The organism is Agrobacterium sp. ST15.13.015, from assembly GCF_027871645.1.
GTDB classification, from domain to species: Bacteria; Pseudomonadota; Alphaproteobacteria; order Rhizobiales; family Rhizobiaceae; genus Agrobacterium; species Agrobacterium leguminum.
Map to the genome: position 1 here is coordinate 1 of NZ_JAQAHF010000007.1, position 12,892 is coordinate 12,892.

At 61.7% G+C, this 12,892-nt stretch carries 11 protein-coding genes; 3 read left to right on the top strand and 8 right to left on the bottom strand.

Features of this window, described 5'->3' with window-relative positions:
- Positions 1 to 234: 234 nt before the first annotated feature.
- The 8 genes from panB to PIB16_RS12465 form a co-directional block, all read right to left on the bottom strand.
- A complete protein-coding gene (gene panB, locus PIB16_RS12430) occupies positions 235 to 1,074 on the bottom strand; it encodes a 3-methyl-2-oxobutanoate hydroxymethyltransferase (RefSeq protein ID WP_125145840.1) in 840 nt (279 codons plus the stop codon).
- Complete coding sequence (gene panC, locus PIB16_RS12435) at positions 1,071 to 1,949, bottom strand: pantoate--beta-alanine ligase (protein ID WP_271045650.1); 879 nt, start codon at positions 1,947 to 1,949, stop codon at positions 1,071 to 1,073. Before panC ends, panB begins: the two co-directional genes overlap by 4 nt.
- A gap of 147 nt (positions 1,950 to 2,096) precedes the next feature.
- Entirely contained in the window at positions 2,097 to 2,867 is a 771-nt protein-coding gene (locus tag PIB16_RS12440) for an enoyl-CoA hydratase-related protein (protein WP_125145838.1), read from the bottom strand.
- Complete coding sequence (locus PIB16_RS12445) at positions 2,857 to 3,783, bottom strand: hydroxymethylglutaryl-CoA lyase (protein ID WP_271045651.1); 927 nt, start codon at positions 3,781 to 3,783, stop codon at positions 2,857 to 2,859. The genes PIB16_RS12440 and PIB16_RS12445 overlap by 11 nt, the downstream gene beginning before the upstream one ends.
- Before the next feature lies 1 nt (position 3,784).
- Complete coding sequence (locus tag PIB16_RS12450; protein ID WP_271045652.1) at positions 3,785 to 5,776, bottom strand: acetyl/propionyl/methylcrotonyl-CoA carboxylase subunit alpha; 1,992 nt, start codon at positions 5,774 to 5,776, stop codon at positions 3,785 to 3,787.
- A 7-nt stretch (positions 5,777 to 5,783) separates the two neighbouring features.
- Positions 5,784 to 7,385 carry a carboxyl transferase domain-containing protein gene (locus tag PIB16_RS12455; protein WP_271045653.1) on the bottom strand — a complete coding sequence of 534 codons (1,602 nt, stop codon included), beginning with the start codon at positions 7,383 to 7,385 and terminating at the stop codon, positions 5,784 to 5,786.
- A 7-nt stretch (positions 7,386 to 7,392) separates the two neighbouring features.
- On the bottom strand, positions 7,393 to 8,565 hold the full coding sequence (locus PIB16_RS12460) for an isovaleryl-CoA dehydrogenase (RefSeq protein ID WP_125145834.1): 1,173 nt from the start codon (positions 8,563 to 8,565) through the stop codon (positions 7,393 to 7,395).
- 80 nt (positions 8,566 to 8,645) lie between these two features.
- Positions 8,646 to 9,119 (bottom strand): Lrp/AsnC family transcriptional regulator, encoded by a 474-nt coding sequence (locus tag PIB16_RS12465; RefSeq protein ID WP_035221263.1) that lies wholly within the window; start codon positions 9,117 to 9,119, stop codon positions 8,646 to 8,648.
- Positions 9,120 to 9,350: 231 nt separating this feature from the next.
- Here PIB16_RS12465 and PIB16_RS12470 point away from each other — a divergent pair, with 231 nt between their 5' ends.
- The 3 genes from PIB16_RS12470 to PIB16_RS12480 are packed head-to-tail and all read left to right on the top strand — an operon-like array spanning position 9,351 to position 12,889.
- Positions 9,351 to 10,466, top strand: coding sequence for an acetyl-CoA C-acyltransferase (locus PIB16_RS12470; RefSeq protein ID WP_442866781.1), 1,116 nt, complete (start codon positions 9,351 to 9,353; stop codon positions 10,464 to 10,466).
- 12 nt (positions 10,467 to 10,478) lie between these two features.
- Positions 10,479 to 11,606, top strand: coding sequence for an acyl-CoA dehydrogenase family protein (locus tag PIB16_RS12475; protein ID WP_271045655.1), 1,128 nt, complete (start codon positions 10,479 to 10,481; stop codon positions 11,604 to 11,606).
- 44 nt (positions 11,607 to 11,650) lie between these two features.
- The gene (locus PIB16_RS12480; protein WP_127755690.1) at positions 11,651 to 12,889 is read left to right on the top strand and encodes a 3-methyl-2-oxobutanoate dehydrogenase (2-methylpropanoyl-transferring) subunit alpha; all 1,239 of its coding nucleotides are present in this window, start codon (positions 11,651 to 11,653) and stop codon (positions 12,887 to 12,889) included.
- Positions 12,890 to 12,892 lie beyond the last annotated feature (3 nt).

The window sequence follows — 12,892 nt, forward strand, 5'->3', positions numbered from 1 at the left end:
GCCGCACGGTGTTGCTCCTCTTTCGTGTCCGAGATCGTCGCCAAACGCTCGAATACGAGTAGAATCAACACCGTGCGCCATGTCCACCAAATTTAAACCGGACAGCAGTGGCCTTGTGCCGAGGATCTGCCAGCGTCGCATAAAATCGATAGGTAGCAGATGCTCGGGACAGGCTCGAGCATGACGCAGGTGAAGGTGTTGGTCACGAGCGCGCCCGCTCGCTGCGCGCCTTCATTACTTCCCCGAAGGCGATTGCCGTCGCACCTGAAACGTATGCTCCGGCCCGGGAAAGGCCCCCGAGCGAACTTCATCGGCATAGGCCGCCGCTGCTTCCGAGACCGCCGGGCCCAGATCGGCGAAACGCTTGACGAATTTCGGTTTGAAATCGGTGAAAAGGCCAAGCATGTCGTCGGAAACGAGCACCTGCCCATCGCAGGCCGGCGATGCGCCAATGCCAACCGTGGGTGCGGCGAGTTTTTCGGTCAGTTCGCGGGCGAGCGGCTCGACGGTGCCTTCCACGACGATGGCGAAGGCGCCGGCCTGATCGACCGCAATCGCGTCGCGCCAGATTTTTTGTGTTTCCGCATCCGAATGCCCGAGCGAGCGGAAGCCGCCGGCGGTGTGCACCAGCTGCGGCATAAGCCCGACATGGCCGAATACCGGAATGCCGCGCGCCACCAGAAAGGCGATGGTCTCCGCCATTTCCTCGCCGCCTTCCAGCTTCACGCCGTCGCAGCCGGTTTCCTGCATCAATCGCACGGCATTGCGGAACGCCTGTTCCTTGGATTCCTGATAGGTACCGAAGGGAAGATCGACGATGACGCAGGCATGTTCGACGCCGCGCATGACGGCGCGGCCATGGGCGATCATCATGTCCAGCGTGACGCCGACCGTCGTGTCCATGCCGTAAAGCACCATGCCGAGGGAATCGCCGACCAGGAGCAGATCGCAATGCGGATCGAGAAGGCGGGCAATCGGCGTGGTATAGGCGGTCAGGCAGACGATGCGCGCCTCGCCCTTCATCTGCCGAATGGAGGCCGTCGTCAGCCGCTTGTGTTTTCCATGGGCGCTCATTCGGCCGCCTCCCGTTGATTGATCCTGTCGCGCCCGATGACGCGGTTGTCGAGGAGCCTCGTGCTGCCGAGCCTGACGAACAGCGCCACCAGCACCGGCCCCGCCTGCAATGAAGCGACGGGGGCGAGCGTATCGGGATCGCGCACTGCAACAACTTCCGGCAAGGCCAGCGGCTCGGCGGCGATGAATTTTTCTATCGCGGCTTCGAATGCGGCGGGGTCGTCGAAACCCTCGCCATAAAGCCGTTCCGCCTCATCGAGTGCGCGCGGCACGATCACCGCGGCGGCGCGTTCCGCATGGCTCAGATAAACGTTACGTGACGAACAGGCCAGCCCATCGGCTTCGCGCACCGTAGCGACTGGCACGACCCGCACCGGCTGGGCAAGGTCCTCGACCATGCGGCGGATCAGCGTTACCTGCTGATAATCCTTCTCGCCGAAATAGGCGGCGTCCGGCTGGACGAGGTTAAAGAGCTTGGTCACGACGGTCGCAACACCGGCGAAATGCCCCGGCCGCACCGCGCCTTCCAGCTGGCTTCCCAGTTCGGGCACATCCACGACCGTCTGCATTGGGCGCGGATACATTTCGGAGACGTCTGGTGCGAAAAGAATGTCGATGCCCGCCTCTTCCAGCAATGCGCTGTCCCGGGCGAGATCGCGGGGGTAACGGGCCAGATCCTCATTCGCACCGAATTGCAGCGGGTTGACGAAGATCGAAACCACCGTCACGTCGTTTTCCGCCTTGGATTGGGCAACGAGCGTCAGATGGCCGATATGGAGAAAGCCCATGGTCGGCACGAAGCCGATGGTTTTGCCCGCACGGCGAAAGGCAGCGGTGGCATCCCGCAATTCGGCGACGGTTTTTACAAGCTGCATGGGTCTCCTCCGGCTCCCCAATCGCCGCCCGGCGAAAGGTGCTGGATAGAACTCGATTTGCCGAACGGGGTCAACGGACGCATCGGGATTATCGATTAACCCTATGACGACTTTTAAGAAAACCGGTGCTCGGACAAATGGCGGCGATCACTCCACCCAGAGCGGTTTCCTTTTTTCGGCAAAGGCCAATCGCCCCTCCCGCGCCTCGTTGCTGCTGCTGATTGTGGCGATGACGTTTTCGGCAAAGGCGAGCCGCTCGCTGGAGGGCATATCGCGCATCTTCAGCAACGCCGCCTTTCCGGCCGCGATGGCGCTCGGTGCATTCTGCCGCAAGCGGGCGAGAACATCTTCCACCACGACATCGAGTTCGTCCGACGGGACAGCCCGATTGACGAGGCCAAGGCGCTCCGCATCAGCGGCGTTTATCGTGGCTCCAAGATAGGCCATTTCCTGAAGCTGGCTCAGGGGTATCTTCGCCAGAAGCTTCGCCGCCACCATGGCCGGGAAAAGCCCGACGCGGACTTCCGGCAGGCCGAATTCGGCATGGTCGACGGCATAGGCGAGATCGCAGGCGGCGACGAGGCCAAGCCCGCCGGCCAGAACCCGGCCGTTGATGCGGGCGATGACGGGCCTGTCGCAGCCCTCGATGGCACGCATCACATCGGCAATAGGGTTGGTTCCATCCCGCGAGAGGAACATGCCGCCGGCGCTTTCCTTCAGATCGGCCCCGGAGCAGAAGCTGCGGTCTCCCGCGGCCGTTATCACCACGGCGCGCAGGGCGTGGTTGCCAGATGCCGCGCGGATGGCCGTCGTCAGGGCGTCCGTCATCGCGGCATTCAAGGCATTGTGTACTTCCGGCCGGTTAAGCGTCAGCCAGAGAACGTCCTTGCGCCTTTCGCTCAGCAGTTCATTCGCCATGCGCGTCACCTTCCTGTCTTGCCGCAAGCAGCGCCTTGCCGGCGCGGGCCGCATTCGGTCTGCCGAGATGCCGGCTGATCCAGTTTCCGGTTTTCGCCACCGCCATCAGGTCGATACCGGTTTTAATGCCAAGCCCCTGCAGCAGATAAACGACATCTTCGGTGGCGACGTTGCCGCTGGCGCCCGGCGCAAAGGGGCAGCCGCCCAGCCCGGCCACCGAACTGTCGAAGACGGAGATACCTTCATCCAGCGAGGCAAGCACATTGGCGACGCCCTGCCCATAGGTATCGTGGAAATGCATGGCGAGTTTTTTACGCGGGATGCGGGCAGACACCCGCTTGATGAGATTGCGAATCTGGTCCGCCGTGCCGACGCCGATCGTATCGCCGAGCGAAATTTCGTAACAGCCAAGTGCGATGAGCGCCTCGGCCATCGCTGCCACCTCATCGGGTGCAACCGTACCGTCATAGGGGCAGCCGGCTATGCAGGAGACGTAACCGCGCATGAGGATGTTCCGGCCGGCCGCGGCTGATGCGACATCGCGCAGGCGCTCGAGGCTTTCGGCGCGCGAGCAGCCGATATTGTGCTGGCTGAACCCTTCGGATGCGGAGACGAAAACGGCGATTTCCGTCACGCCGGCTTCAAGGGCGGCCTCGAAACCTTTCATATTGGGAACGAGTGCCGGATAGGCGGTGCCGGGTCGCCTTTCGAGGCCCTGGAACACCTCTTTCGAACCCGCCATTTGCGGCACTTTTTTGGGTGAGACGAAAGCACCCGCTTCCACCGCCGCCAATCCGGCTGCGGCCAGCCGTTCGATCAGCTCGATCTTGATGGCGGCTGGAACCTCGGCGCTTTCGTTCTGCAAGCCGTCACGCGCGCCCACTTCGACGATTTTGACGGTTTGAGGCCAACTCATCTCAACTGGCCTCCGGCTCGAAATCCACCAGCACCGCACCGGCGGCGACCATATCGCCCTCAATGCAATTGATGGCCGTGACGGTGCCTTTCGCTGGCGCGCGGATCGTGTGCTCCATTTTCATCGCCTCCATCACCACAAGGGCCTCGCCGGCCTCAACCGCGGCACCGTTGCTGCTCAGCAAGGCGCGGATGACGCCGGGCATAGGTGCTTCCAGACCGCCGGTATGGGGAGCGGAATCCGCGATATCGGCAGGATCCGGCTGGCTGATGCGATAATGTTCGCCACCCAGAAAAAGTGCGTAACGGCCATCCTCTGCAAAGAAATGGCCCTGCCTTTTCCTGCCTTCCACGGTCGCTCGGAATTTACCGTCGTCCGAAAGGCCGCCATAGGCGCTGATCGCCCGTCCGTCGATCTCCAGCGAAAAACCGTCCGCCTCATGCGTGACGCCGACACTCAGCGGCTGGTTGTCAAACACGAAATACAGCGTTTCCCTTGCCGGCGCGTTGAGGCGGAAGGCGGCCGTCATGTTCCAAGGGCTATGGGGATCGGCCTGCGAACCGGGCTTTCCGTTTTTCTGCCGCGCAAGCAGCAGGCCAAGCGCGGCCATGGCTATCTCGTTCCCGTCCGTTGCTGCCGGAGCAAACAGCGCCGCTTCGTTACGGGCGATGAAACCGGTGTCGAGATCGGCGTTCGCGAAGGCCGCCAGTCCCGCAAGCCGCGTCAGAAAGGCGGCATTGCTGGTGACGCCGCTGATCGCCAGATTTTCGAGCGCCAACCGCAGACGCCGCACCGCCGAGGGGCGATCTCGGTCCCAGACGATCAGCTTGGCGATCATCGGATCGTAATGCACGGTGATGGCGTCGCCGGCGCGGATGCCGCTGTCGATCCGGACGTGAGGGCCCTGATCGGGAAAAACCAGATGGCTGATGGTGCCGATCGACGGCAGGAAATCATGCGCCGGGTCTTCGGCATAAATCCGTGCCTCGATGGCATGGCCGTTTATGCTCAGATTCGCCCAGTCTTCCCGCAGGGCCTCTCCGTTGGCGACGCGGATCTGCCATTCGACCAGGTCGAGACCGGTAATATATTCCGTGACCGGATGTTCGACCTGAAGCCTCGTATTCATTTCCATGAAATAGAAGTCGCCGGAAGGGTCGAGCAGGAATTCCACCGTTCCCGCTCCGCGATAATCGATGGCGCGGGCGGCGGCGACCGCCGCTTCATACATGCGCTGCCGAAGCGCATCGGGCAGGCCGGGGGCAGGGGCTTCCTCTATGACCTTCTGGTGCCGGCGCTGGATCGAGCAGTCGCGCTCGAAAAGCGAAACACAATTGCCCTGGCCATCAGCAAAAACCTGCACTTCCACATGGCGCGGCTGCTCGAGATATTTTTCGATCAGCATGCGGTCATTTCCGAAGGCGGCCAGCGCTTCGCGTTTTGCGCCGGCAAGCTCCGCTGCGAAGTCGCGCTTTTGCCGGACGATGCGCATGCCCTTGCCGCCGCCGCCGGCCGAGGCCTTGAGCAGCACCGGATAACCGATCTTGTCGGCCTCGCTTGCCAGCCGTTTCTCCGCCTGTTCATCGCCGTGATAACCCGGCACGACGGGAACGCCAGCCTTCGCCATCAACGCCTTCGCCTCGCTCTTCCCGCCCATGGCGTGGATTGCTTGCGGCGGCGGGCCGATGAAAACGAGCCCTGCGGCGGCACAGGCCTCGGCAAATCCGGCATTTTCGGAGAGAAAGCCGTAACCCGGATGGATCGCTTCCGCGCCGCTTGCCCTGGCGGCGGCGATGATTTTTTCGCCATCGAGATAGGAGGCGCGCGCCGGTGCCGGACCGATGGCAATGGTCTCATCGGCCAACGCCACATGCATGGAATTGCGGTCGGCCTCCGAATAGACCGCGACGGTGCGGATGCCCATCCTAGCGGCGGTGCGGATGATGCGGCAGGCGATTTCGCCGCGATTGGCGATCAGTATTTTCGAGAACATCGTCGCCTCACATCCTGAATATGCCAAAACGGGTGGGTTCAATTGGTGCGTTAAGCGCGGCGGAAAGACCGAGGCCGAGCACGAGGCGGGTATCCTTCGGATCGATGATGCCGTCGTCCCACAGCCTTGCACTGGCATAATAGGGATGGCCTTCCCGTTCGTATTTTTCCCGGATCGGCTGCTTGAACGCCTCTTCGCCTTCCTTCGACCAGTGGCGGCCATCGGCTTCGATGCCGTCGCGGCGGATTTGCGCCAGAACGGACGCCGCCTGTTCGCCACCCATCACGGAAATGCGGGCATTCGGCCACATCCACAAAAAGCGCGGTGAATAGGCCCGCCCGCACATACCGTAATTGCCGGCCCCGAAGGAGCCGCCGATGATGACGGTGAATTTCGGCACTTTGGCTGAAGCGACGGCGGTAACGAGCTTCGCGCCATCCTTGGCGATACCACCAGCCTCATAGGCCTTGCCGACCATGAAGCCGGTGATGTTTTGCAGGAAAACCAGCGGGATGCCGCGCTGGCAGCAGAGCTCGATGAAATGCGCGCCCTTCAGCGCCGATTCCGAAAAAAGGATACCATTATTGGCGATGATGCCAACGGGATAGCCATGGATATGGGCGAAACCGCAGACGAGCGTCGTGCCGTAAAGCGCCTTGAACTCATCGAATTCGGAACCATCCACCAGACGAGCGATGATCTCACGCACCTCGAAAGGTTTTCGCGTGTCGGCAGGAACGATGCCATAAAGCTCGTCGGCCGGGCAAAGCGGCTCCACCGGTTCGCGGATATCGAGTTCCATCTGCTTGCGACGATTGAGGGTGGAAACGATCCGTCGGGTCAGTGCCAGCGCGTGGCGGTCGTCGTGGGCATAATGATCGGTGACGCCGGATTGCCGCGAATGCACATCCGCGCCGCCCAGCTCTTCCGCACTCACCACCTCGCCGGTCGCGGCCTTTACCAGCGGCGGGCCGCCGAGGAAGATCGTGCCCTGATTTTTGACGATGACGGACTGGTCGCTCATGGCGGGCACATAGGCCCCGCCCGCCGTGCAACTGCCCATCACCACGGCAATCTGGGCGATACCTTGCGCCGACATATTGGCCTGATTGTAGAAGATGCGGCCGAAATGATCGCGGTCGGGAAATACTTCGTCCTGATTAGGCAGGTTCGCGCCGCCGGAATCCACGAGGTAAATGCAGGGCAGGCGGTTCTCCGTGGCGATTTCCTGCGCGCGCAGATGTTTCTTCACCGTCAGCGGATAATAGGTGCCGCCCTTTACCGTCGCATCATTGGCGACGATCACACATTCGCGGCCGGAGACCCGGCCGATGCCGGTGACGATGCCCGCGGCGGGAACGGGTTCGTCATAGACCTCGTATGCCGCGAATTGCGAGAATTCGAGAAACGGGCTGCCGGGATCGAGAAGGGCTTCGATCCGGTCGCGCGCCAGCAATTTGCCGCGGGAAAGATGCCGTTCACGGGCCTTGTCGCCGCCGCCTCTGGAGATTTTTTCGACGTGTTGGCGCAGGTCATCCACCAGACCCGACATGAAATCGACATTGGCAGCGAAGGTCGGGTCGCGGTTCAGACTTGAAGTAAGCTTCATCGTGTCCTCACCCGTTGCCCTTGACCAGTTCGCGGCCGATCAGCATCCGGCGAATTTCGCTGGTGCCTGCGCCGATCTCATAAAGCTTGGCGTCGCGCAGCAGCCTTCCGGCCGGGCTTTCATTGACATAACCGGAACCGCCGAGAAGCTGGATGGCATCCAGCGCCACCTGCGTCGCCCGTTCGGCGGCAAAGAGGATCGCGCCCGCCGCATCCTGCCTTGTGATGCGGCCATTGTCGCAGGCTCGCGCAACGGCATAGACATAGGCGCGCGACGCATTCATGGACGAGTAGATATCGGCAAGCTTGCCCTGCACCAGCTGGAATTCGCCGATAGGCTTGCCAAACTGCTTACGCTCACGCGCATAGGGCAGCACCAGATCGATGGCCGCCTGCATGATGCCGACCGGGCCGGCGGCCAGCACGGCGCGCTCATAATCCAGCCCGCTCATCAGCACCGTCACGCCGTCATTGAGGCGGCCGAGAATGTTCTCTTCCGGCACCTCGCAATCCTCGAACACCAGTTCTGACGTGGGCGAGCCGCGCATGCCAAGCTTGTCGAGTTTCTGGGCCGGGCGAAACCCTTTGAAGCCTTTTTCGATCAGGAAGGCGGTGATACCGCGAGGGCCGGCCGACATATCCGTCTTGGCGTAGACCACCAGCGTATCGGCCTCGTGGCCATTGGTGATCCACATTTTCGAGCCGTTCAGCACGTAGCGGTCACCCTTACGTTCGGCCTTCAGCCGCATCGACACGACATCCGAACCGGCTTCCGTCTCGCTCATGGCGAGCGAGCCGACATGTTCGCCGGAGACGAGTTTCGGCAGATATCTGTGCTTCTGCTTATCCGTTCCCCAGCGGTGGATCTGGTTGATGCAGAGGTTGGAATGGGCGCCATAGGAAAGGCCGATGGAAGCCGAAGCCCGGCTTATTTCCTCCATCGCCACGCAATGGGCGAGATAACCCATGTCGGCACCGCCGAATTCCTCCGAAACAGTGATACCGTGCAGGCCGAGTTCACCCATTTGCGGCCAGAGCTTACGTGGAAAACGGTCGTCGCGGTCGATCTCCGCCGCCAAGGGGGCAATTTTATCATCTGCAAATGCGCTTGCGCTGTCGCGCAATGCTGCGATTTCCGGGCCGAGATCGGCATCGAAAATGGCGGCGAGGTTCAAACTCATCGCGTCTCCTCCTCCGGACGGCCTTTGCCACCGTCCCTTTTGTCAGCAGCCGGCAACTCCTCCGCGCCGGCAACCTTGATTTACGGCGCGTCACCCCCGGTGAACGCGGCGGAACGGCGCACGAATGTCTTGATGGCGAAATTGGACTGGATACGCGACACGCCGGGAACCGTGGTCAGGAAATCCAGAAGCTCCTGATAATGCGGCAAATCCCGCACCATGGCGTGGATCAGATAATCCGAACTGCCGCTGGTCTGATAACCGCCCACCACTTCCGGAATGGAGGCGACATGGTGTTCGAAGGTCGTCAGCGCCTCCTTGATCTGCCGTTCCAGCGTGACGGAGATGAATACGCCCATATTGCCGAGCAGCCGGTTCTCATCGAACACGGCAGTATAACCGCGAATGATGCCTTCCTCTTCCAGCTTGCGCACGCGTCGCAGCGTCGGCGTGAAGGAAAGACCTATCCGCGCTGCCAGGTCACGCCAGCTCACCCGCCCGTCATCGCCGAGCACATGCAGAATCTTCCGGTCGAAACTGTCGAGCTCAATCATGGATCATTTGCTCTATGATATGACTATTTATTGGATCAAAGATATCGCCAATCAAAAAACTGTCAATCAAAATAGCTTTGAAATGAATTCGAGATAGTGATAGCGTTCACCTCAGTCGCGGTCTGGAGGAGATTGCGATGACGGTCGTTCTCTCAAGCGGGAGGATGGCCAAGGGAGGTGAATTTGGCTGTGCATGACCCTGTCGTGATCGTCGGGGCCGCCCGTACTGCTATGGGTGGGTTCCAGGGCGAATTCAAATCGCTGGCCGCGCCCGATCTCGGTGCGGCGGCGATCCGCACGGCTGTTGAGCGGGCTGCGGTTCCGCCTTCTGATATTGACGATGTGCTGATGGGCTGTGTGCTCACGGCCGGGCAGGGGCAGGCTCCGGCCAGACAGGCTGCCATTGCCGCCGGAATCCCTAACTCGGTTGGCGCGACGACCATCAACAAGATGTGCGGCTCGGGCATGAAAGCGATCATGCTGGCGCATGATCAGCTTGCGGCGGGAAGCTCTTCCATCGTACTTGCGGGCGGTATGGAAAGCATGAGCAATGCGCCCTATCTCTTGGATCGCGCCCGGAACGGCTATCGTCTCGGCCACGGCAAGCTCACTGACCACATGTTTTTGGATGGCCTCGAAGACGCTTATGACAAGGGTCGGCTGATGGGCACTTTCGCGGAAGATTGTGCTGAAGCCTACCAATTCACCCGTGCCATGCAGGATGACTATGCGCTGACCTCGCTGGAGCGCGCCCGGCGTGCCATCGCTGAGGGGGCTTTCGAAGCGGAGATCGCGCCTCTCGGCGATGTTGCCGTGGACGAGCAGCCGGGCAAGGCGAAGCCGGAAAAGATCCCGCAACTGAAGCCCGCCTTCCGCGATGGCGGAACGGTGACGGCGGCCAATTCCAGTTCGATTTCCGATGGCGCTGCCGCTCTCGTTCTCATGCGTCGCTCCGAAGCGGAAAGGCGGGGCCTTTCACCGCTGGCGACCATTATCGGCCAAACCTCTTATGCGGATGCACCCGCCGGATATCCAACGGCTCCCATCGGCGCGATGAAAAAGCTGTTCGATAAAACCGGCTGGGCGGCGAAGGATATCGATCTGTTCGAAATCAACGAGGCCTTTGCCGTGGTGGCGATGGCGGCAATGCGCGATCTCGATCTGCCGCATGAGAAGGTGAATGTGCACGGCGGGGCGTGTGCGCTCGGCCATCCCATCGGCGCTTCCGGCGCGAGGATCGTCGTCACATTGCTGGCCGCTTTGCAGCGCCAAGGGCTGAAGCGCGGCGTGGCCGCCGTCTGCATCGGCGGCGGCGAAGCAACCGCGCTCGGCATAGAGCGATATTAAGGGGAGGCGGCGATGATCCTGAACGAAGCCCAGCAGCAGATCAGGGGCATGGCCCGCGATTTCGCCCGCGAGCGGCTCGCCCCTGGGGCTGCTTCGCGTGACCGGGAAAGCCGGTTCCCGAAAGACGAACTGAAGGAGATGGGAGACCTCGGCTTCCTCGGAATGCTGGTCTCCGAGGACTATGGCGGCTCGGAAACCGGTGCCGTCGCTTATGCTCTGGCGCTGGAGGAAATCGCTGCCGGCGACGGCGCCTGTTCCACCATCATGAGTGTGCATAATTCGGTCGGTTGCGTGCCGATCCTGAAATTCGGGACCGAAGACCAGAAGCAGCGTTTCCTGCCGAAACTGGCCTCCGGCGAATGGATCGGTGGTTTTGCGCTGACCGAACCGCAGGCCGGTTCAGATGCGTCCAACCTCAAGACCCGCGCCCGGCGCGATGGCGACCGATATATTCTCGATGGCGCGAAGCAATTCATCACCTCGGGTAAAAATGGCGATGTCGTCATCGTCTTTGCAGTTACCGATGCGGAGGCGGGCAAGAAGGGCATCAGCGCGTTCATCGTGCCGACCGATACGCCGGGTTACGAGGTCATCCGTGTCGAGGAAAAACTCGGCCTGCATTCATCCGATACCTGCCAGATCGCTTTCACCGAGATGGCGGTCCCGGCCGAATTGCGGCTGGGCGAAGAGGGGCAGGGGTATCGCATCGCGCTTGCCAATCTGGAAGGCGGCCGCATCGGCATCGCCGCGCAGGCGGTCGGCATGGCGCAGGCCGCCTTCGAAGCGGCACGGGATTATGCCCGCGAGCGTAGGGCCTTCGGGCAGGCAATCGTGGAGCATCAGGCGGTGGCGTTTCGCCTTGCGGATATGGCGACGCGCATTGAGGCGGCGCGGCAACTGGTGTTGCATGCGGCGGCGCTGAAGGAAGCGGGTGAGCCCTGTCTTTCGGAGGCCTCGATGGCCAAGCTCTTCGCCTCCGAAATGGCCGAGCGCGTCTGCTCGGACGCCATCCAGATTCACGGCGGTTACGGCTACATGGCGGATTATCCGGTGGAGCGGATCTATCGTGATGTGCGCATCTGCCAGATTTACGAGGGGACCAGCGATGTCCAGCGGATGGTAATCGCGCGGAACCTTTGAGAGTTGTTTCGCGGTCTGGAGGAGATCGCGACGGGAGGAGTAGAATGGATATAACCGAAACACCACGTCTCAGCCTGCATGTTCCCGAACCTGCGGTGCGGCCCGGCGGGGAGCCGGATTTCTCCAATGTGAAAATACCCAAGGCCGGTTCCGTGCCGCGCCCGGAGGTTGACGCCGCGCCGGAAAGCATGCGCGATCTCGCCTATTCGATCATCCGTGTCCTCAATCATCAGGGCGAGGCCGTCGGACCCTGGGCCGGGCTGCTTTCGGATGAAGACTTGCTGGTAGGCCTCAAAAACATGATGCGGCTTCGGGCTTTCGATGCGCGCATGCTGATGGCGCAGCGGCAGGGCAAGACCTCCTTCTACATGCAGCATCTGGGTGAAGAGGCGGTGAGCTGCGCCTTCCGCAAGGCGCTTTCCAAGGGCGACATGAATTTCCCGACCTACCGGCAGGCGGGCTTACTGATCGCCGATGATTATCCGCTCGTCACCATGATGAACCAGATCTATTCCAACGAACTGGATCCGCTGCACGGGCGGCAGTTGCCGGTGCTTTATTCCTCGAAGGAGCATGGTTTCTTCACCGTCTCCGGCAATCTCGCCACGCAATATGTGCAGGCGGTCGGCTGGGCGATGGCGTCGGCCATCAAGGGCGATACGAAGATCGCAGCCGCCTGGATCGGCGACGGTTCGACGGCGGAGTCGGATTTTCACTCGGCGATGGTCTTTGCCTCCACCTACAAGGCCCCGGTGGTTCTCAATATCGTCAATAACCAATGGGCGATTTCCACCTTTCAGGGCATCGCGCGCGGCGGCTCCGGCACCTTTGCGGCGCGCGGCCTGGGCTTCGGCATTCCCGCACTGCGGGTCGACGGCAATGATTATCTCGCCGTTTATGCCGTGGCGCGCTGGGCGGTGGAACGGGCGCGCCGCAATCTCGGCCCGACGCTGATCGAATATGTGACCTATCGTGTCGGCGCCCATTCCACGTCGGACGATCCGAGCGCCTATCGTCCCAAGACGGAATCCGAGGCATGGCCGCTGGGCGACCCGGTTCTGAGGCTCAAAAAACACCTCATCCTGCGCGGCGTCTGGTCGGAGGAAAGGCACCGGCAGACGGAGGCGGAAATCGCCGATGAGGTGCTTGAGGCGCAGCGCGAGGCAGAAAGCCACGGCACGCTGCATGAGGGCGGCAAACCGCCGAAAAAGGATATTTTCGAAGGCGTTTACGCCGAGATGCCGCCGCATCTCGTCCGCCAGCGCCAGAAGGCAGGATGGTAAGAC